The sequence below is a fragment of the Halopseudomonas sp. MFKK-1 genome (assembly GCF_027474385.1).
Lineage (GTDB): Bacteria > Pseudomonadota > Gammaproteobacteria > Pseudomonadales > Pseudomonadaceae > Halopseudomonas > Halopseudomonas aestusnigri.
This window is the reverse complement of sequence record NZ_CP114836.1, coordinates 2,643,621-2,662,627: the sequence shown is the minus strand read 5'-3', so window position 1 is coordinate 2,662,627 and position 19,007 is coordinate 2,643,621. Positions and strand designations below refer to the sequence as shown.

The following is a 19,007-nucleotide window of genomic DNA, read 5'->3' as shown; positions in this document are numbered from 1 at the left end:
GGAGACAACCATGAACGTGCCTGCCCTGAAACCGTGTCGTGAAACCGCCGAGATTCTGCTGCACCCGGCTCACTGCGTCGGTGGTTTTATCATCGATGAAGCCGGTCGCGAAGTCGCCATTACCGAACAGATGATCCAGCACGCCTGTGAGCAACTGGACCGTCAGTGGGTGGCAGCGCAACCGCGCTTCAAACACTGAATCCGGCGGCCGCCAGCAGCGCGGCCTGCCCTTCCCCATCCGCCTGCAGAATCCTTACCTGCGGGCATTCGCGGCGCAGCGGATACTCCTTGCGCAGCGCATCAAAAGCAGCCCCGGTACTCTGACCCGCCAGTGGCATCATCACCGCCCGGAACCGGGCGTCATCATCGCGCACGTCGTACACCTGGCGCAGCGCCTTTTCCAGCAGCCACTGGGCCGGCGTCTCGGCACTGAACTGCAGCTGCGCACAACCGGCCTCCGGCGCCAGAGCCTGTAACGTCAGTCTCGGCTGCTCGCCCCGGTGCCGACACAGAGCCTGATAGATCAGCTCGGTGCCACGCAGTTTGCCATCCAGACTGTAGCCGGCAATATGCGGCGTTCCCAACGCACACAGCTTGAGCAACGCGGTATCGACCTGCGGCTCCAGCTCCCAGACATCCAGCGCCACCTGCACATCGGGGCGTTCAGCCAGCAGCACAGACAACGCATGATTGTCGATCACCGGGCCGCGGCTGCTGTTGATCAGCCAGGTCCCGTGCTGCAGGGCCATCAAACGGGGCGCATCGATCAGATGCCAGGTTGCATCCGGGCCGTTGCGGGTCAGCGGCACATGGCAGCTGACCACGTCTACCTGCGCCAGCAACGCATCCAGATCGACAAACCCCGCCTCACCACGGGCGGCCCGCGGCGGATCGCACAGTACGCACTCCACGCCCAGCGCGCCAAGCGTTGCCGCCAGACGACTACCCACTTCGCCAACACCAACGATACCCACCCGGCGCTCACGCCACGGCAGGCCAGTTCGTTCCGACAGGGTCAGCAGACAGCTGAGCACATACTCGACCACACCGCGCGCGTTGCAACCGGGCGCACTGGCAACCTGAATACCGGCCGCAGCCAGCCCCGGCAAATCCAGATGATCGGTGCCAATGGTGCAGGTACCGACAAATTGTACCGGCGTGCCCTCGAGCATGGCGGGGTCAACCCGCGTCACCGAACGCACCAGCAGCGCATCGGCGTCCAGCAGATGCTCACGGCGGATACTGCGCCCGGGCAGCGTCGTCAGCCGGCCTTGATCGGCAAAGAAGGCCTGCAGCAGGGGAATATTTTCGTCGGCAACGATATGCATGAGCGGGGCACCTGACAGAGGGGACGCGGGCATTGTCGAGCGTTGGTGGCTGCGCTGTCCACCTGGCTGCGCATTTTGTCGCCTTGTTGCAACAACTGCTTGCACCGAGACAACGCCGCTGCTTAACTGAAACTCACAGTCCGAATGTGACTTTTCGGTCTGATAATGATTCCAAGCGTTTTTTTGAGGCACTGCCTCACCTTGCAGGACCTGCCTGAGTAACGGGAGCACCGACGCACAGCCCACTGCGCCGCACCTGGAACTGTCCTCACCACCCTGTCGCCATAACCACAATCACAGCGGTCGCGCATCGCGCCTGCCTGGCGATTTTGCTTGTTTACGGCCATTTGCCTGCAACTGCCCTGTATGACCCGCCAGCGCGGCCGGGTCCAGCCAATTCCGGAGACAGGGAATATGAAAGCAGAACACAACGTTGTAGAAACACTGGGGCTATTTCGCATCCACACCCACTATTACGCGAGCCCGGCACCGCGCGGTACGGTCATTCTGGTCAACGGTTCTCTGGCCACCACGGCCTCGTTCGCGCAGACGGTGCGCTACCTGCAGCCGCACTTCAATGTGGTGTTATTTGATGAGCCGTACGCGGGTCAGTCAAAGCCGCTCAACAGCAACCGGCGGCCGATTACCAAGGAGCAGGAAGCCGGAATCCTGCTGGAGCTGATAGAGCATTATCAGGCCGACCACCTGATGTCGTTTTCGTGGGGCGGCGCCTCAGCCCTTCTGGCCCTGGCCCAGCGCCCGGCGCGGATAAAGAAGGCCATCGTGCTGGCATTTTCACCGATGATCAATTCGGCCATGCGTGACTATCTCGAACGCGGCATCGACCTGCTGCTCAATGCCGAGCGCCGCCAACTGGGCGAGCTGCTCAACTCGACCATTGGCGAGTACCTGCCCTCGCTGGTCAAACGCTTCAACTTTCGTCACATCATCAGCCTGGAAGAGCACGAATACCATCAGATGGCGTTCCACGTCAGTCAGGTACTGACCCAGGATACCCGATGCTATCTGCGCGGCAGCGCCGATATTGACGTGCCGATCCTGTTTATCAACGGCGACCGGGACCGCTATACCAGCGTCGAGGACGCCCGCGACTTCAACCGCTACGTGCGTCGCAGCAGCTTTGCCACGATACAGGGCGCCGGGCATTTTCTGGATATGGAAAGCCGCGAAGCCTGGATTCAGACCCGCGATGCGGTGCTGCAATACCTCGCACCGGATGCCCTTGTCGCCACCGAGCCAGTTGAGCTACACAGGCCGCGCGGTGCGCAGGTCATACCGATGACGGTCTAGGCTGCAGCCACTTCGGAGAATAGCCCAGGGTCGAGCAGGCGTCCCGGCTGGTAGGCGTCGAGTAACGCCTGAGCAAACCGGGTCGGACGCTCGCCCATGCCCTGTTGCAGGTACACCTTCGCCTGCGCATGCACCTTGGCGCGGAAGGGCCCCGGGTCGGTCTGCTCGCCGTTAAGGTTGTCGGTGCTCACGTCAAAGCGATGCCCGGCAGCCAGACAAAAAATCATTTCCAGCGCCTGCGGTTTGACCTCCACGCTCTCGAAGGTGCGCTGCTGCTCAGCGGTGCGGCCATCCGGCGCGTACCAGTAACCAAAGTCCGGCAACAGTCGACGCTCCGGCCCGGCAACACACCAGTGCGCAACCTCATGCAATGCGCTGCGAAAGTAATCTCGGGTAAACAGGATACGGTGGTGCGGATGCGACGCATCGGCCGGCAGGTACTCGGGCTCCGGATAGCCGCCCAGCAGACAGGTATTGAGGTCGGCGAGAAAACACTCGTCGAACAAACGAATCAGGTCCTGACAGTCGTGATGCATGCTGAAAACCAAGGGTACTGAGTGACTGGGTGCCAGGGCTCGAACCGGCCCTGGGCGCAAGGCCGGAAAGCACCGTGACGGTGCAGCTGGACAATACGCCGTAAATTGCTAGCATGGACGGTTTTTACGTCAGGTCCGGCCAGAATGACCAGTACTCCCCCCCTGCCCGCTCGGGCGCGCATTGTAACAGAACTGCGCGCCCTGATTGCGCTGGTGCTCCCGATCATCGCGGCGCAGCTGGCACATACCCTGCTGGGCTTTGTCGACACCGCCATGGCCGGGCGCGTCAGTGCCGAAGCGCTGGCAGCGGTGGCGCTGGGTAACTCATTCTGGATTCCGACCCTGCTGTTTCTCACCGGGGTGATGATGATTGTCACCTCCAAGGTTGCTGCCGCCAATGGTGCCGGTCGTATCAGTGAAACCGGTGCGCTGGTGCGCCAGGGCGCCTGGCTGGGGCTGATGATCGGCTGTGGCTGCATGCTGTTTCTCAACCTGATGCGACCAGTGCTGGGCTGGATGGAGGTCGATCCGCAGCTGGTCCCGGTGACCCTCGACTACCTGCTGGCCATCTCCCTCGGCTTCCCGGCGGTCGGCGTCATGCTGGCTCTGCGCGGGCTGAGCGACGGTCTCTCACGCACCAAACCGGCCATGCTGATTGGCTTCATCGGACTGCTGATCAACGTCCCCGCCAACTATGTGCTGGTCTACGGCAAATTCGGCTTTCCGGCCATGGGCGCGGTCGGCTGCGGCGTCGCCACGGCGATCGTCATGTGGGCGATGCTGGGCTGCCTGCTGGTGCACCTCAGGCGCGCATCGTTCTATCAACCCTGCGGCCTGTTCGAGCGGTTCGACTGGCCCAAGGCGCGCACCCAGGGCGAGCTGATAGGCTTGGGCTTCCCGATCGGCATCGCCTTGTTTGCCGAAACCAGCATGTTCGCAGTAATTGCCCTGCTGATTGGCAGCCTAGGTGCCATTGTAGTTGCCGCTCACCAGGTCACCCTGAACTTCACCTCGCTGGCATTCATGGTGCCTTTCAGTCTGGGGCTGGCCATTACCGTACGCGTGGGCCACAACCTGGGGCGCGGTGGCGCCCGTGCCGCCATGCTGGCAACCAAGGTGGGTCTGGTGCTGGCACTGCTGTTTGCCGCCATCGCGGCCATCATCATGTTCACCCTGGCCAGGCAGATTCCGCTGATCTACACCCAGGATCCGCAGGTACTGGCGCTGGCTTCCAGCCTGTTTGTGCTCGCTGCGCTATACCAGTTCTCGGATGCGGTGCAGGTGGCCTGCGCCGGCGCGTTGCGAGGTTTTCAGGACACCCGTCTGCCAATGCTGCTGACCATGATCGCCTACTGGCTGATTGGCCTGCCGACCGGTTACGTGCTGGGCCTGACCGACTGGCTGGGTCCGGCCAGAGGCCCGGCCGGCTTCTGGATCGGGCTGATTGTCGGCCTTAGCAGCGCCGCCCTGTTCCTCGGCCTGCGCCTGCGGGCGGTCAGCCGCAAACCCGTTTACCAGCACGGGCTTCAACACTAGGGCATACTGGCGTCATGCGCTCATCGCCCGTATTGCTTGTTCTGCTGTCCATCGCCGCGCTCTGTGTCGGCTGCCAGCCTGTGCCCGATGCCGAGCAGCAAATGGACAATTATCTGAGCCGCGTCGCACGCGTGCTCAAGCAGGAGTTCATCCCGTTTGATGCCAACCAGCTCAGTCAGTACCGGCTCGCAGAGCGCCGTGACCGGCTCTACGACATCCCCGCCGAACGCATCAGCCTGCTCGATCTGCTGATCGATGTGCATCAATGCAAACCACTGCAGCAGCGCATTGCCGAACGCAACAGTGTGCTGGGCAAGGTCATGCCCTGGAGCAGCCGTCTGGGCTACGAGGGTGAGCTGCTGCGCGCGCTGGACAGTTGCCGGCAAAGCCTTGCAGACGACCCGCCGCAGCAGGAGCTGCTGACCGAGCTGAGCGACATCGCCGAGCGCAAGCGCAGCCAGTTGCCAGCGGTATTCTGGAACGCGATCAACGCCAGCAGCGAGGCAGAGCATTATCTGCGCTTTGCCACCGAGCCGCTGCCGGTGACCAGCGCCCCCCTGACCGACGAGGCGCTACCGGCACTGCAGCAACTGACGGCGATTGGCAGTGCCCTGCCCGAACACCTCCCCCCGCCAGTTGGCGAGCTGGATCCGCTGTTCCAGGCACTGCAACGCAGTCAGCGCAGCAGCCAGCTGATTACCGCGCTGGCGCAAACCCGACACGGTCTCCAGCAGGCCACCGCGATGCTGCGAGCACAACCAGCAACCTATTTGTGCCCGATGAGCCAGCCATCAGAGCGGTCGAAGATTCTGCTCAACGTCTTTGTCTTGTTCTACGCCGGCGAGATCCAACCCTATCTGGCGCAACTGCAACGGCTCGGCGAGCCCTGGGCCGCGCAGATCAAGCAATTACGTGCTGTTGCGCACATTCCACCCGCCACAGCGCAGGCGCTGGATCGTCTGGCGGGTAATCCAGAGGCGTTGTGGGATAGCTACCGGCAGGCCGTCGATGAACACACTCGCGCCTGGCAGGACGTGCTTGGCGCCTGCCAGTCCGCACCCGGGCAAGCCGGCTGGCAGACGCCCTGAGGCGCGGCTCAGCCAGCCTTGCGAATCAGGTAATGGAAGATGCCACCAGTCTCGTGCTGCTCAACCAGCTCGTGACCGAGAAAACTGCAAAAACGCGGGATATCGCGCTGGGTGGACGGGTCGGTCGCAAGCACCTGAAGCAGCTCACCGGCGGCCATATCGCGCACCGCGTTGTGCAGCATCATGACCGGCTCGGGGCACATCAGGCCCTGGGTATCGAGAGTAGCGGTGGCATCAGACATGGGCAGGTCCCGCAGCAGAAAACGCCGATTATCCCGAAATGCCACAGCGCTTGCCAGACGCAGTCTGTCGGCCGAAACTGGGAGGGAAAGTCGTCAAGACGCAACACCCCGAAACGGGTAAGGAAAAAGCATGATCAAGGTGTTGATTGAAAGGGATATCGCAGAAGGTCTGGAAGTACCCTACGAAGAAGTCGCGCGGCGCGTGCTGTCGGCGGCCATCCAGTCGCCTGGGTTCATCTCGGGTGAGTCGTTCCGTGATCTGGAGCATCCCAACCGGCGTGTGATCATGGTGACCTGGCAAAACATCCGCTCCTGGGAGCGCTGGGAAGAGTCGGAAGCCCGCCGCGACGCCATCAGCAAGTTTGCTCCCATACTGCTGGAAGAAGAGCGCATCACCCTGCTTGAGCCGCTGTAACACGCTCAGCACAGCGATCTACCACGCCAGAGAGCATCCGGGCGACTCTGGCGTGACGCCTGAATCAACGCATTTTTGTCAGCAAATGCGCACTGCCTCCAATTTTTCCGCGCTTCCCGCAGCCATCGTCTGTCGATCCCCCTAAGCTTTAGATTCCGGCCTGAGACCTTCCGCTCGGGCGCCGCATGGATCGCACTGCAAGGAACACGGATGTTCTCCCTAACTGCCACAGTACAGTCTGCTCTGTACCTGGATGGCATCAACCAGGCGCACAATACGCAAACAGCCGGTATCGCGACATGATGCATCGATACCTGCTGGTCGACGGTGCCCGTTATCACAATGCCCTGGCGCGCCTGTATGTGCGCGATGAGGTATTGGAGGTCGAGCCGCTTTACTTCGGCTCCCCCTGGCACAGCGCAGCCGATCTGGGCCCGCTGCTGGTAAGCACCGATTCGGCTTCTGCACTTTTTTATGAAATCGAAACCAGCGCAGAGCTGCGCGCAAGCGCTGCGGTGCTTGAAAGCCGGGCGCTTGCAGATGTCGTCGCCAGTCATCTTCGACGTTTCAATCAGGTCACTGACGTTTCCGGCGCAAAAATCCTGCTGCGTTATGCCGACCCACAGGTTGCCTGGTTCTGGCTGCACAGCTACGACGCCGACGCTCTCCCTGCTGTCATGGGTCCAGTCACCCGCTGGCGTATCGCCGCGCCACCCAACGTACTGCTGCCGCAACAGCCGCAACACTGGCACGATTTCTCCTCCGCGCCCCCGGCAGCGCAAAGCGGCCTGCCCGCTTGCCTGCTCGGCTACCCGCAGCTGTCAGCGCTGCAGCAAGCCTATCAACAGCAACTGAAAGAACGTCTTTACCGCTGGCTGCAGGAAAACCACCAAACCGCGCTATCAGCATTACCCGAACAGACACGGGACAACTGGTTCAACGCCCGACTCTCGGATGCCGACGCCTTTGGCCTGAGCACCGAGCGCAGCATCGCCATCTGGTGCGAACTGGCCCTGCGTGACGGCAGCGACTTTGCTGGCAATCCACAGGGGCCGTATCGACGATGGCTAGCCCGGGCGCCGAGGGAGCTGCCGGCGACACCCGACCAACGACTGCAGCATTACTGCCGCGACCGCGCAACCGCGCCAATCAGGGATGATGAAACCCATGACCGTCTTGCATAGGGAACTCGCATTACTGGAAAGCCTCTGGGCCACCTTCGAAGACAAGCCCGCCAGCGCCACCGCCCAATGCCCGCTGCAGCAGCGAGAGGTTGCCATCTTCCCGGTGCGTTACGCGATTGACGAGGCCGCGGACAGTCCGGACCAGCCTGGCCCCAACCCAATTCCGCCACACTGGCAGGGCCATCAATCACTGCCCGAGCTGAACCGGCGTAGCTATACCCTGCGGCAACTGCGCGACGGTTGGCTGTATGTGATCGACCGCACCGCCAATACCCTGGACGAATACCAGATAACCGGCTCTCGCTTCAGCAAGGTCGCCAGCAGCACCGCCGCTGCGGGCCAGCCACTTTCCTGCTCAAATGGCGTGAGTCATCTGCTCTACCCACGCCAACACCAGCTGTATATCGCCTACTCAGCCGAGCGGTGGACCGCCTGGACACACGAGCGCATGCAGGCCCCCGCCAATCAGGCAAACTGGATGCGTGGACTCGATCTGGCCACCTATGCCAAAACGCTCTCGGCACCCCACTGCGCCCCGCTGAGGCACTTGGGCGAGACAGTCGCCGATATCAACACCGGCACAGCCGTGCCCGGCCAGCGCTTCGACAGCACCACGCTGCCCACACAGGCCACAGGTGAAGACGCCACATACAAACCGGCCCTGGGCAGCAACACCGTGCTTGCCAGCGTACCCGACCAGGACTCCGCCCTGTTCATCGCGCTGGACGATCATCTTGGCATCCTTGATGACCTCGGCATGCAGAGCGCCGGACCGGCGCTCGAACTCAGCCAGTTCGAAGAGCAACACCTGCACAAGCTGACCATAGCTCAACATATCGAACTGCTGGCCGGTGTTGATTTCTCTCTACTGGAGTCAGAGATGGGGCTGTCACCAGAAGCCTTTCACGCATTCAAACAGAAGGCGCAGGACTATCTCACTGCCAAGGCGCGCTACCTGAAGGAATTGAACAGACCAACGGACGGAATCAGCGCATTCGCCGCGGGCCAGACGTTAGAACAGCACCAGCAGCAACTGATTAGCGGATACGGTCAGGACGCACCGGCCAAACTGGACGGTCTGGTTGAACAATGGGGCACACGGGAAACCCTGCGCGATCAGGTGCGCTTTGAGGAATCACAAACCTTCACGCTGGAAAAAGCGCAAGAGCTAGAGGGTATACAGGCCAGACTGACGCCCTGCCTGCAAGACCTGATCACCTGGCTGAAGCGGATTGGTCCCGATCCGCTGGGCCTGTTCCTCGATCAGACGGACGAAGAGCAGTGCCTGAGCCTGATCAACCACGCCGACGCCTGGCTCTCCTTCCTCGCCCATGATCAACAGGCGCAGCAATGGGTAATTGAGGACTACGCCACCCCCAAAACGCTGATTGGTCTGGCCAACTACAACTTCGACGCAGAGCTCGCCTCAGGTATCGAGCAACTGGCCAGGGAGTTCGTCGAAGAGAACGGCATATCTCTGACGACCAGTGCCTCCGTCGCCAAGCGCACACAGGAAATCAGCGACGTCCTCAGCAACGAAACCATCCGCAACAGCGCGATCTTTCAGCGCCTGGGCAGGCCAGCGCAGAAAGCCTACGAAACCTTAGTGCGCGTGGCCGCCGCCAACTACGAGAAGACCTGGCAAGCATTCGAATTCAAGCTGCTTCCCGCCATCAGCAGCCGCCATGCGCCGCGCTGGAAAACCATCGCCCACGCAACCATCTCGGTATCCATACATAGCCAGATCAATGAAACCCGCCCGTTTTTGCTGATTGACAGCGAATATCAGCAGAAGCAAGCCGCCTGGATGCGCAAGGTCACGCAACTAACCCGCCGACTAGACGCCCAGACCCGCGTGGTAACAACCGGCAGAACCCACGACCGCATGGCAGCGACAAGAGACGTCCACCAACTCAAACGCCAGCTCGACGCCCTCATGCTGGAGATGCCAAACAAGGTTCTGATCAACGGCGAACTCAATACCCAGACCCTGCGTACTCATACCGAGCACCGCACCTACTCCATACAGACCCTGGTCCGTGCGGAGCTGGCGCAACAGCTGGAACTGAAAGCACGAGACTATGGCGCCTACCTCAAGCGGGTAAACGAATGGACAAAACGCAACGCCGCCCAAGGTCTCGCCGGCCTGGTCACCGTACTCAACATCTGGAACTTCCACGAGGCCATGACCGCAGCCGGCACCAGCGGCGAATGGAACCGGCAAGACCAGTTGGCGGTCAGCACGGCAGCCAGCAGCATGCTGGCGAGCTTGGCCACAATGACGTTGATACCGGCGTGGTCGAGGATTAGCGGCCTAACGGGCTCGGTTAAAACTAACGGGGCTAAAGCGCAACTACTGCGACTTACCAGTGCTGCGGCCCATAAGTGGAAAATCGGCTTAGAGTACAGGGCACTGTTCAAGAGTTTTGCAATGCGAGCAATTGCTGTGTCTGCGCTTTCAGTAATCGCAGCGGCATCAGAGATTCTGGCATTACAAGGGCAAATCGAAGGCACAGAATCGTACAATAGACGACTGGCCTTGCGCTTAAAGCAAATAGCGGCCATTGCTATGGGCGGAGTTGCAATCTTCCAACTGAGCGCATCAATAGGTGCTTGGACGGGAACATTCTCGACAGGAGCAATATTTGCACCCTGGGCGGTAATTGCCCTCCTGTTAACTGGAACTCTTTACCTCGCGGCGTCGCTATTGGCAGATGCTATGAAACTAGAGGGTTTCAGGTTGTGGCTTTACCGTAGTAGTTGGAGCAAAAGCTACTCTAACTATTGGCCTGACAATGAGGATGGCCGAAAAAGCGAAATGCTTGCGCTACATGAGATACTACTGCGCCCCACCATTATTGCCAAAACACTGGAAGACGGTGTTTGGCTAAAGCTGATTTTCCCTCCTAGCATCGCCGGACACACGGCAAGCATCCACCCAATGATGGTTACAGAAGGAAACTGGTTTCGCTCCGACAGAGAAACCAGCTACCGCGCGGGCATGTACTCGGGCTACATGTCAGAGGGCCGCTGGATCGAACTTAATGAGCTTGGAGAATGGGCTTCCCTTGGAGCCCGCAATCAGCCAAACACGGTTTGGCCTGTCTACCAGGCGACTGACTGGCGTATCTGGCTCGTCCACATACCCCGTTCCCGTGGCATGGACCGACTCGATATCAGCATCAACTATCCACCTGCTGTACTGCAACGCCCCGACAATCTCGGCTATCGATTCAGCATCAACCTGGCCGGAATACAGGAAGGAGCGTTGCATGAGAATCCTTACGTAAAAAATTGGCAAGTCGAACCGGCTAGCATCTCCACATCCAAATCTGAGTCGGTGAGAGCATGTTCAAATTCCGGTCTCAATCTGGGAGTCATTTAATGAGAAGGACCTCATGGCGCAAAACAGTAGAGCTCTCAGAGAAAATGGGATGGAAACATACCGAGGAAAATACGTTATTAACATGGACGGTCAAAGCAATCGACAAGAGAATAATCCCTGAAGGCAGCATCATTGTCATAAGCACGTTAATAACGGTTGGGTTCGGCCTATGGGTAGGCATGGGTCACTCGGCCTTCCTGGCTGCAATACCCATGACCTTTATCTTCTACAAACAAGCAATGCAAAAAACCGTCTTTGTCTACCGTGCAACCGACAAACATCTTGAGGTGTGCCGCTGGCAAGACATTCCTGACATGGTGTTTATCTTTATACGCGTCATCCCTTTCGTGATGATCGGGATTGTCCTGATGCTATTGATCAGCAACCCGGCGCTATCCATTGCCGCATTGGCCGGCCCGGCTTTGGTGGGGATAGGCCTGGCCTCGGTGGGTGGCGACTCGAGCTACCAAACCTACTGGCAGGACTTTCAGCAGGATGACTATCTGTGGAGCGAGGTGCTGGAGGCGATGCTGGACGCCGAGCAAGGCCTCATCGTGCTGACACTACCCTACGAACTACCCGCCGAGTACGCAGCCCAGATAGATAATCCGGAGCAGTTCACCAGCCAGGATGTCCGACTGTACTTCCGCAAAGACCAGCAGGCCGAAGTGATTGCCATGGTCAGGGACCGGATACCGCACATCGTGCTTACGCCGGGCAGACAGATATACGAATTTTGATGAGCGCAACCATTAACAGACTCACCAGCAAGGCAGAACCCGTCAATCACCCGGAATGCTGGCAGGCAGTGAATAATATTGCCCCTTGAAATACAGCAGCGGCTCGACAGAAATAGCCTCTTCCAGGCTTAACGCCTTTACCTTGCCAATCACGATCAGATGATCACCCGCGATGTGTTCAGCATGGACTTCGCAATCCAGCCAGTGCAGGCTGCCATCGATGACAGGATTTCCCAAAGGTGAGTTCCGCCACTCAACGCCGAGCCACTTATTCGCGCCTTGCCGAGCAAACCGGTTGGATATGCTGACCTGATCGACGGACAGGATATTGACCGCGAACCGACCCGCGCGGCGAATCTTGGGGTAGCTGTACGAGTCGGACTTGACGCTGAAAGAGACCAGCGGCGGGCTCATCGATACGCTGTAGAACGACTGACAGGTAAAGCCAATCGGCTCGCCATCGACGTTTGAGGTGATGACGGTGATACCGGAAGCATAGTGTCCAAGAGCTGCGCGAAAGCGCAGGGGGTCTATGGTGGAGCTGGGAACAGACATGGCAGATCCTGAAATCAAAAATCCAGATAGAGCGTGACTGGAGAGGCTGACAGCAATATGTCAGGCGGCGAACCTGAGCCGGGGTCTTTCCAACCCCAGCCCATTACCGGCAGCGTGATTGATCTACACGTTCAATCATCACCGCACGCACGCCACTACATCCTCCAATTGCTAGGCAAGGAGCTCCTGGCGAACAATTTCCGCGCCGGCGCTCAAGGCGCTCAGCTTCCCTCTGGCCAGCTCTCGAGACAAAGGCGCCATGCCGCAGTTGGTGCACGGATAAAGCTTGTCTGCATCAACAAACTGCAGCGCCTTGCGCAGGGTGCTGGCAACCTCCTCCGGTGTTTCTACCGTATTGCTTGCCACATCAATGGCACCCAACATCACCTTCTTTCCGCGGATCAGCTCAATCAGGTCCATCGGAACATGCGAGTTTTGGCACTCCAGCGAAATCATATCAATCCTGGATTTTTGCAGTTTGGGGAACGCTTCTTCGTATTGGCGCCACTCCGAGCCCAGCGTTTTTTTCCAGTCGGTATTAGCCTTGATGCCGTAGCCATAGCAAATGTGAACCGCCGTTTCACATTTCAGACCCTCTATGGCTCGCTCCAATGTGGCAACCCCCCAGTCATTCAGTTCATCAAAGAACACGTTAAAAGCAGGCTCATCAAACTGAATAATGTCGACACCTGCGGCCTCGAGTTCTTTGGCTTCCTGATTGAGAATCTTGGCGAATTCCCAAGCCAGCTTTTCGCGGCTTTTATAGTGCGCATCGTAAAGCGTATCAATCATGGTCATGGGCCCTGGCAGTGCCCATTTGACAGGTTGATCCGTCAGTTGCCGTAAATAGATTGCGTCCTCAACAAACACAGGCTTCCGGCGAGCAACCGAGCCAGTGACAGTCGGCACACTGGCATCGTACCGATCACGAATCCGGACAGTTTCCCGCTTCGCGAAATCGACTCCATCGAGATGCTCAATAAAGGTGGTTACGAAGTGCTGACGAGTTTGTTCACCATCACTCACAATATCGATGCCGGCGCATTGCTGCTCATGCAGTGACAGACGCAATGCATCGCGCTTGCCATCGCGCAGCGCTTCACCCTCAAGCTTCCAGGGTGACCACAGCTTCTCCGGTTCCGCAAGCCAGGATGGTTTGGGCAGGCTGCCCGCAGTTGACGTAGGTAATAGTTTATTCATGGTAAATCGTGCCGTGAATCCTGGTTATTTAAAGAGAGCAACTGGCAGACCACTGCTCAAGCAGATCCCGATAAGGCTTGATAAAACGCTCTTCAGCAAACTTCCCCTGCGCAACAGCAAGCTCGCTGCGTTCCTTTCGGTCATAGACAATGCGGGTCAGTGAGTGATCCGGATTTTGCAAGTTGGGTTGATAGCACTTCCCGGCAGCAGCGTTCGCGTTATATATCTCGGGCCGATAGATCTTCTGGAAGGTTTCCATGGTGCTGATGGTGCTGATCAGCTCCAGATCGGTGTAATCGTTAAGCAGGTCTCCGAAGAAGTAGAACGCCAGCGGTGCAACGCTGTTTGGCGGCATGAAATAGCGGACAGCCAGCCCCATCTTCTTAAAATACTGCTCAGTTAACGAAGACTCATTTGGTTCATATTCAAAGCCCAGAACAGGGTGCTGGTTTCCCGTCCGATGGTAGATCTTGTTATCCGAAACACTAAGGCAGATCACGGGCAACTTCTTGAAGTGCTGTTTATACGCACCTGAATCGACAAAATACTTGAATAACTTGCCGTGCAGATCGCCAAAATTGGCGGGCACGCTGAAGCCGGGCTGCCCCTTGTTGTGGTCCGGCAACACTACGCTAAAGTCGTAATCGCGCAGGTACGATGAAAAGTTGTTGCCAACGATCCCTTCAATGTATCTGTCAGTCTTTTTATCAAGGATATTGGTTTTCAATATCTCGATTGCAGGAAAGCTGTCAGCAGCCCCTGTTGCCTCGAGCGTCATTTCAACAGAAATAATTTCCAGCTCGATTGCGTACCGTTCGCCCTTGGGATTATCCCAATGTGCCAGCGCGTTGAAGCGGTTATTAATCATCCTCAAGGCGTTGCTCAGATTCTCCTGGCGATTTTCACCACGCGCCAGGTTGGCGAAATTGGTAGTTATCCGCGTGCTGTCGGAGGGGTGGTAATGCTCATCAAAGGGAATGCTTTTGATGGCAAACTCAAACTCGGTATTCATGGCAGTCGGTATCCTGACGTCTGGAAACCCCTGAGTGCAGCAACAGCCCGTCAGGGGTTCTAAATTTCCTTTTCCGGTGCGTACACCAGGGAACAGATGGCAGTTTAAGTCAGGCCGAAATTGAACAAAACTGAACGTATTTCACCGCTGCATTAGCTGAGCTCATGATGGCAAAAATACCCTGACAGGATCCCCGCCAGAGCCGGGGGGTCTGCCTGGCGCCGCGATGTCTGAGCGGATATGCGCCCCGCACCGGAAGCAAGCAATCGCGCAGGGTGAACGAATCAGGGGCAACACTGCCAGCAGGGCAATGCGATAGCGATGCCGTCGGTAGATCGACGGCAAGGCTCTGAAGCGTCGCAAACCGGCTGCAGCCTCAATCTATGACGGCAGGCAGGGCTTCTCGCAGGCGGCGCGACTGAGGAAATCAGGCCTAACGCAACACTCGAATATGGCAGGTAACTTCTTCACGGTCGGTATAGAGCTGCTTGCAGGCAACTTCTGCCCTGATGCCGGCCGCCTCGAGCGCGTCCTGAATATGCGCCAGGCACTGGACCACCTCCGGATAGCGCTGCTTCATTGGCAGTTTGAAGTTGATGATCAGTTCGCGGCAAAGTTTCTGGGTAATCCATTTGGCGGCCAGGGCGCTGCTGCGGGCGGGCTTGTCGACGATGTCGCAGACCATCCAGTCAACAGTGCGTTTGGGCTTGTACATGTAGCCGTCGGCCTGCACGTGCTCGACCTGTCCGCTGTCCATCAGGCGACGATCCATGGGGCCGTTGTCGACGGCAATCACCTTCATCAGCCGGTTGACCAGCTGCCAGGTCCAGCCGCCGGGGGCGGCGCCAAGGTCGACCGCTGTCATGCCTGCCTTCAGGCGCACGTCCCAGTCATCACGCGGGATAAAGTGGTGCCACGCCTCTTCCAGTTTCAGCGTCGAGCGGCTCGGCGCTTCTTTCGGTACGCGCAAACGGGGAATGCCCATCGGCCAGGGCGCGCCATTGTCAGCCCAGGACCAGCCAACAAACACCTTCTGGCCACTCTCGAAGCACAGGTGCAGGCGCGGCAGCTCAGTCTTGTTCGGGCGCACAAACCGGGTTTTGGTCAGCGCGCGTTCGAGCGGCCCCTTGAGCTTTTTGGTAAGCGCCGCGAGCGCCTTGCCATCATTGGTATCGGCGGTTTCCAGCCAGATCAGCGAGGCAATCGGGCCCTGGGCACAGGCGGTAATAATGGGGCTGACGCGATCTTCCGGATCGAGATCGACCCAGTTGCCCAGCGCCCACTGACGAACGAAGATCAGTTGCTGGAAATCAATGGCCCGCATCAGCTGCTCGGCATCGCCCGTCTCCGGACAGACAAAACGCACCAGCGCGCTGCCGTCACGGGTCACGGGGTAGCCGGCAATGCCCTGCTCGTTAGCCAGTTCCTGCATTTCCGCAGCGGCTTCGCCCTCGAAGCCTGGACGGCAATGTAGTAACAGTTCCTGCATGATTCGCTCCCGAAAGGTAATGGGGCGCTACTCTACAGGCAGACCGGCACAGGTTGAAGCGTCAGGCAGCAATAGACGACGGGTTGCCGATTTCCACTGCCCAATACGCAAGCTCACCTTCATCGCTGGCCGCCAGCCAAAGCCGATCACCCAGGCGCTGATGCACACTCCGTAGCTGCGCCGCTAGCGCTGCCGACTGTTCGGGTTGAGGCAGCACCAGTGACAGCGCCTTATAGGCAGGAAGCCGATCCAGCGCAGCAACCAGTTCACGCTCCGCATCGTGCAACTCGATCTGCAGCGCATCAACCGGGAGGCTGCAGGCCAACCCCAGATTGTCGACCAGCGGGCCTCCACTCACTGCCAGCAGCCGTCTCAGTGCCGTACGCTGCAACCGGTTGTAGCTGCGCTCGCAGGCCGCACCCCATACCGGGGAAAGCGGCTGCGTCAGTTGCGGCTCATTCAGCTCGACCCACTCCACCCCGTGTTTGCCGAGGGCAAGCAGCAGATCGTCATAGGCGTCCAGCAAGCCATCCAGTTGCTCAAGCCCCGCCTCGCTCCCATCACTGAGTGACCACAGCAACGACAACGGCCCCGGAATGATCGACTTGACGTTGAATCCGCAGGCTCGCGCACTGGCAACCCGCTCCAGTAGCGAGTCAAACGGCGGCATACCCGCTGCTGCGATGCTGACCCATGCCATACCTGCGTCAGCCTGCTGGTGCCAGCGCGCTGACTCCTGCGCAAGTGATACCGCGGGGCCGGTTTGGTGCAGCAGCATGGGAGTTCTCCTGATCGCTCAACAAAGTGGCGATACTCCCCCGCGGCGAGCACTGAATCAAACTCACCTTGCTCATGCTATAGTTCGATTTTTCTCATATAGACCCGCTGCCATGCTTGAACTCCGCCACCTGCGCACCCTGACCACCCTGCGCGAGGCAGAAAGCCTTGTTGAAGCCGCCGAGCGTCTGCATCTGACCCAGTCAGCCCTGTCGCATCAGATCAAGGATCTGGAAGAACGGCTCGGCATGAGCCTGTTTGTGCGCAAGAGCAAGCCGGTGCGCTTTACCAGCGCAGGTCTGCGGCTGCTGCGTCTGGCCGACACCCTGCTGCCCCAGGTGCGCCAGGCCGAGCGCGATATTCAGCGGCTTGCGGGCGGCCAGGCCGGGCGCCTGCATATGGCCATCGAGTGTCACAGCTGCTTCCAATGGCTGATGCCGACTATCGATCAGTTCCGCAACGCCTGGCCCGAGGTCGAGGTCGACTTTGCCTCGGGGTTCTTCTTCGCTCCGCTGCCGGCGTTGTCCCGTGGCGACCTGGATCTGGTTGTCACCTCAGACCCGCTCGATATCCCCGGCATCAGCTATGTCCCCCTGTTTACCTACGAGGCCCTGCTGGCGGTCAGCAACCAGCATCCGCTGAGTACCCGTCACCACATCAGACCCGATGATCTGGCTGGTGAGACGTTAATCACCTACCCGGTTGAGCGCGAGCGCCTCGACGTTTTCAAGCAGTTTCTTGAACCCGCCGGAGTCGAGCCGGCAGGTGTGCGTACTGCCGAGATGACGGTCATGATGATGCAGCTGGTGGCCTCCGGCCGCGGTGTGTGCTGCCTGCCCAACTGGGCGCTGGCCGAATATCTGCACAAGGGCTACGTCAGCGCCTGCCGGCTTGGACCGGACGGCCTATTCGGAACTCTTTACGCTGCGGTGCGTGAAGACATGATGACAATGCCCTACCTGCAGGACTTTCTGCTTACCGCCAAGGACACCTCCTTTGCGACGCTTGAGGGGGTCAGCGCGCGGGGCAACGACTGAGCCCATTCGGGTGACGTGGCACTGCGCCGCCGCGCCACCAATTCCCCGTATTTTCCTATGAAAAACAATAAGTTATCGACGAAACCTCAGACTCTGCTTATCTCGATATCGATACAAACCGCCCGGATAACCCATCCGGGCGACTTTACCTCACACGCAAGCCCCCTACCGTGAGCCTTCTGCGCACCTTGCGCAGCCATTCCAACAACAAGACAAAAGGACTCACAGGATGAATGCACAGATGTTCAAACTGGCCACACTCGCGCTCGGCTTGTCGCTTTCCAGCATCGCGCTGGCCACCAACCCCGGTGGTGGTGGCGGCACCGGCAACCCGGCTACCGGGACCGGTTTCCCCGGCGTTGGCAGCTTCAGCGCCGATGGCCCATTCGCGACGACCAGCGGCAGCGCGGGCAGCAGCTGCACAGTGTTTCGCCCGTCCACCCTCGGCGAGAACAACCTCAAACACCCGATCATCGTCTGGGGAAACGGCACCACTGCCTCGCCCAGCACCTACGCAGCCCTGCTTGAGCACTGGGCCTCGCACGGTTTCGTCGTGATCGCAGCCAATACCTCCAACGCCGGCACCGGCCAGGAAATGCTGGGTTGCGTCGACTACCTGACCACCCAGAACAACCGCAGCACCGGCACCTATGCGAACAAGCTGGACCTCAACCGCATTGGCGCGGCCGGGCACTCCCAAGGCGGTGGCGGCACCATCATGGCGGGGCAGGACTACCGCATCAAAGTCACTGCGCCGTTCCAGCCGTACACTATTGGTCTGGGCCACAACAGCAGCTCGCAATCCAACCAGAATGGTCCCATGTTCCTGATGACCGGCAGCGCCGACACCATCGCCAGCCCGACCTTGAACGCCTTGCCAGTCTACAACCGCGCTAACGTGCCGGTATTCTGGGGTGAACTGTCCAGAGCCAGCCATTTCGAGCCGGTCGGCAATGCGGGCGACTACCGTGGCCCCTCAACCGCCTGGTTCCGCTACCATCTGATGGACGACGCCAGCGCCGAAGACACGTTCTACGGCAGCAATTGTGACCTGTGCAGCGACCGCGACTGGGATGTACGTCGCAAGGGCATCAACTAATGCCCGCGCCATCCCGACCGCCAGGATGCTGTCGGGATGGCGACACTTGAGTGCCCGTCGGTGGTGTATCCTC

At 59.3% G+C, this 19,007-nt stretch carries 18 protein-coding genes; 10 read left to right on the top strand and 8 right to left on the bottom strand.

The window, feature by feature from the left end; genetic code table 11:
• The first annotated feature begins 10 nt into the window (after nt 1–10).
• The gene (locus O5O48_RS12350; RefSeq protein WP_228247414.1) at nt 11–199 is read left to right on the top strand and encodes a PA1571 family protein; all 189 of its coding nucleotides are present in this window, start codon (nt 11–13) and stop codon (nt 197–199) included.
• On the opposite strand, the gene pdxB is transcribed toward O5O48_RS12350, so the two are convergent.
• Nucleotides 189–1,328, bottom strand: a complete 1,140-nt coding sequence (gene pdxB / locus O5O48_RS12345) for a 4-phosphoerythronate dehydrogenase PdxB (protein ID WP_269687159.1) — start codon at nt 1,326–1,328, stop codon at nt 189–191. The genes O5O48_RS12350 and pdxB overlap by 11 nt on opposite strands.
• 414 nt (nt 1,329–1,742) lie before the next feature.
• Here pdxB and O5O48_RS12340 point away from each other — a divergent pair, with 414 nt between their 5' ends.
• Nucleotides 1,743–2,639: an alpha/beta fold hydrolase gene (locus tag O5O48_RS12340; protein ID WP_228247412.1), complete on the top strand. Its 897-nt coding sequence runs from the start codon at nt 1,743–1,745 to the stop codon at nt 2,637–2,639.
• Here the strand turns inward: O5O48_RS12340 and O5O48_RS12335 are convergent.
• Nucleotides 2,636–3,175 (bottom strand): elongation factor P hydroxylase, encoded by a 540-nt coding sequence (locus O5O48_RS12335; protein WP_269687158.1) that lies wholly within the window; start codon nt 3,173–3,175, stop codon nt 2,636–2,638. The two genes, O5O48_RS12340 and O5O48_RS12335, sit on opposite strands and share 4 nt — an antisense overlap.
• A gap of 144 nt (nt 3,176–3,319) precedes the next feature.
• Between O5O48_RS12335 and O5O48_RS12330 the strand changes: the two genes are divergently transcribed.
• Together O5O48_RS12330 and O5O48_RS12325 are read left to right on the top strand one after the other, a co-directional pair.
• Nucleotides 3,320–4,711: an MATE family efflux transporter gene (locus tag O5O48_RS12330; protein WP_269687157.1), complete on the top strand. Its 1,392-nt coding sequence runs from the start codon at nt 3,320–3,322 to the stop codon at nt 4,709–4,711.
• Between the two features lie 14 nt (nt 4,712–4,725).
• Nucleotides 4,726–5,799 carry a DUF3080 family protein gene (locus O5O48_RS12325; protein ID WP_269687156.1) on the top strand — a complete coding sequence of 358 codons (1,074 nt, stop codon included), beginning with the start codon at nt 4,726–4,728 and terminating at the stop codon, nt 5,797–5,799.
• An 8-nt stretch (nt 5,800–5,807) separates the two neighbouring features.
• On the opposite strand, the gene tusA is transcribed toward O5O48_RS12325, so the two are convergent.
• Nucleotides 5,808–6,041, bottom strand: coding sequence for a sulfurtransferase TusA (gene tusA / locus O5O48_RS12320; RefSeq protein ID WP_088273878.1), 234 nt, complete (start codon nt 6,039–6,041; stop codon nt 5,808–5,810).
• A 130-nt stretch (nt 6,042–6,171) separates the two neighbouring features.
• Between tusA and O5O48_RS12315 the strand changes: the two genes are divergently transcribed.
• The 4 genes from O5O48_RS12315 to O5O48_RS12300 all read left to right on the top strand — a co-directional run bounded on the left by O5O48_RS12315 (nt 6,172) and on the right by O5O48_RS12300 (nt 11,765).
• Nucleotides 6,172–6,456: an antibiotic biosynthesis monooxygenase family protein gene (locus O5O48_RS12315; protein ID WP_088273877.1), complete on the top strand. Its 285-nt coding sequence runs from the start codon at nt 6,172–6,174 to the stop codon at nt 6,454–6,456.
• A 299-nt stretch (nt 6,457–6,755) separates the two neighbouring features.
• Nucleotides 6,756–7,640: a DUF4123 domain-containing protein gene (locus O5O48_RS12310; protein ID WP_228247408.1), complete on the top strand. Its 885-nt coding sequence runs from the start codon at nt 6,756–6,758 to the stop codon at nt 7,638–7,640.
• Nucleotides 7,624–11,025 carry a T6SS effector BTH_I2691 family protein gene (locus tag O5O48_RS12305; RefSeq protein ID WP_269687155.1) on the top strand — a complete coding sequence of 1,134 codons (3,402 nt, stop codon included), beginning with the start codon at nt 7,624–7,626 and terminating at the stop codon, nt 11,023–11,025. The genes O5O48_RS12310 and O5O48_RS12305 overlap by 17 nt, the downstream gene beginning before the upstream one ends.
• Nucleotides 11,025–11,765 (top strand): hypothetical protein, encoded by a 741-nt coding sequence (locus tag O5O48_RS12300; RefSeq protein WP_269687154.1) that lies wholly within the window; start codon nt 11,025–11,027, stop codon nt 11,763–11,765. Before O5O48_RS12305 ends, O5O48_RS12300 begins: the two co-directional genes overlap by 1 nt.
• Nucleotides 11,766–11,807: 42 nt before the next feature.
• Here O5O48_RS12300 and O5O48_RS12295 read toward each other — a convergent pair whose 3' ends face one another.
• From O5O48_RS12295 to O5O48_RS12275, 5 genes are all read right to left on the bottom strand, one after another.
• A complete protein-coding gene (locus tag O5O48_RS12295; protein ID WP_269687153.1) occupies nt 11,808–12,320 on the bottom strand; it encodes a flavin reductase family protein in 513 nt (170 codons plus the stop codon).
• Nucleotides 12,321–12,491: 171 nt separating this feature from the next.
• Nucleotides 12,492–13,520: a methionine synthase gene (locus O5O48_RS12290; RefSeq protein WP_228247758.1), complete on the bottom strand. Its 1,029-nt coding sequence runs from the start codon at nt 13,518–13,520 to the stop codon at nt 12,492–12,494.
• Between the two features lie 28 nt (nt 13,521–13,548).
• Nucleotides 13,549–14,532, bottom strand: coding sequence for a DUF1852 domain-containing protein (locus O5O48_RS12285; RefSeq protein WP_269687152.1), 984 nt, complete (start codon nt 14,530–14,532; stop codon nt 13,549–13,551).
• A gap of 433 nt (nt 14,533–14,965) precedes the next feature.
• Nucleotides 14,966–16,021, bottom strand: coding sequence for a 23S rRNA (cytidine(2498)-2'-O)-methyltransferase RlmM (gene rlmM, locus O5O48_RS12280; RefSeq protein ID WP_269687151.1), 1,056 nt, complete (start codon nt 16,019–16,021; stop codon nt 14,966–14,968).
• Between the two features lie 61 nt (nt 16,022–16,082).
• Entirely contained in the window at nt 16,083–16,799 is a 717-nt protein-coding gene (locus O5O48_RS12275; RefSeq protein WP_269687150.1) for a 5-methyltetrahydropteroyltriglutamate--homocysteine methyltransferase, read from the bottom strand.
• A 112-nt stretch (nt 16,800–16,911) separates the two neighbouring features.
• Between O5O48_RS12275 and O5O48_RS12270 the strand changes: the two genes are divergently transcribed.
• Both O5O48_RS12270 and O5O48_RS12265 read left to right on the top strand, forming a co-directional pair.
• Nucleotides 16,912–17,835: a LysR family transcriptional regulator gene (locus tag O5O48_RS12270; protein ID WP_269687149.1), complete on the top strand. Its 924-nt coding sequence runs from the start codon at nt 16,912–16,914 to the stop codon at nt 17,833–17,835.
• 229 nt (nt 17,836–18,064) lie between these two features.
• Entirely contained in the window at nt 18,065–18,934 is an 870-nt protein-coding gene (locus O5O48_RS12265; protein WP_269687148.1) for an alpha/beta hydrolase family protein, read from the top strand.
• The last annotated feature ends 73 nt before the right edge of the window (nt 18,935–19,007 follow it).

What these genes read in the sequence shown, in the direction of transcription:
- O5O48_RS12350 (WP_228247414.1), top strand. Translation starts at nt 11, where the DNA reads ATGAACGTGCCTGCCCTGAAACCGTGTCGTGAAACCGCCGAGATTCTG.
- pdxB (WP_269687159.1), bottom strand. Translation starts at nt 1,328, where the DNA reads ATGCATATCGTTGCCGACGAAAATATTCCCCTGCTGCAGGCCTTCTTT.
- O5O48_RS12340 (WP_228247412.1), top strand. Translation starts at nt 1,743, where the DNA reads ATGAAAGCAGAACACAACGTTGTAGAAACACTGGGGCTATTTCGCATC.
- O5O48_RS12335 (WP_269687158.1), bottom strand. Translation starts at nt 3,175, where the DNA reads ATGCATCACGACTGTCAGGACCTGATTCGTTTGTTCGACGAGTGTTTT.
- O5O48_RS12330 (WP_269687157.1), top strand. Translation starts at nt 3,320, where the DNA reads ATGACCAGTACTCCCCCCCTGCCCGCTCGGGCGCGCATTGTAACAGAA.
- O5O48_RS12325 (WP_269687156.1), top strand. Translation starts at nt 4,726, where the DNA reads ATGCGCTCATCGCCCGTATTGCTTGTTCTGCTGTCCATCGCCGCGCTC.
- tusA (WP_088273878.1), bottom strand. Translation starts at nt 6,041, where the DNA reads ATGTCTGATGCCACCGCTACTCTCGATACCCAGGGCCTGATGTGCCCC.
- O5O48_RS12315 (WP_088273877.1), top strand. Translation starts at nt 6,172, where the DNA reads ATGATCAAGGTGTTGATTGAAAGGGATATCGCAGAAGGTCTGGAAGTA.
- O5O48_RS12310 (WP_228247408.1), top strand. Translation starts at nt 6,756, where the DNA reads ATGATGCATCGATACCTGCTGGTCGACGGTGCCCGTTATCACAATGCC.
- O5O48_RS12305 (WP_269687155.1), top strand. Translation starts at nt 7,624, where the DNA reads ATGACCGTCTTGCATAGGGAACTCGCATTACTGGAAAGCCTCTGGGCC.
- O5O48_RS12300 (WP_269687154.1), top strand. Translation starts at nt 11,025, where the DNA reads ATGAGAAGGACCTCATGGCGCAAAACAGTAGAGCTCTCAGAGAAAATG.
- O5O48_RS12295 (WP_269687153.1), bottom strand. Translation starts at nt 12,320, where the DNA reads ATGTCTGTTCCCAGCTCCACCATAGACCCCCTGCGCTTTCGCGCAGCT.
- O5O48_RS12290 (WP_228247758.1), bottom strand. Translation starts at nt 13,520, where the DNA reads ATGAATAAACTATTACCTACGTCAACTGCGGGCAGCCTGCCCAAACCA.
- O5O48_RS12285 (WP_269687152.1), bottom strand. Translation starts at nt 14,532, where the DNA reads ATGAATACCGAGTTTGAGTTTGCCATCAAAAGCATTCCCTTTGATGAG.
- rlmM (WP_269687151.1), bottom strand. Translation starts at nt 16,021, where the DNA reads ATGCAGGAACTGTTACTACATTGCCGTCCAGGCTTCGAGGGCGAAGCC.
- O5O48_RS12275 (WP_269687150.1), bottom strand. Translation starts at nt 16,799, where the DNA reads ATGCTGCTGCACCAAACCGGCCCCGCGGTATCACTTGCGCAGGAGTCA.
- O5O48_RS12270 (WP_269687149.1), top strand. Translation starts at nt 16,912, where the DNA reads ATGCTTGAACTCCGCCACCTGCGCACCCTGACCACCCTGCGCGAGGCA.
- O5O48_RS12265 (WP_269687148.1), top strand. Translation starts at nt 18,065, where the DNA reads ATGAATGCACAGATGTTCAAACTGGCCACACTCGCGCTCGGCTTGTCG.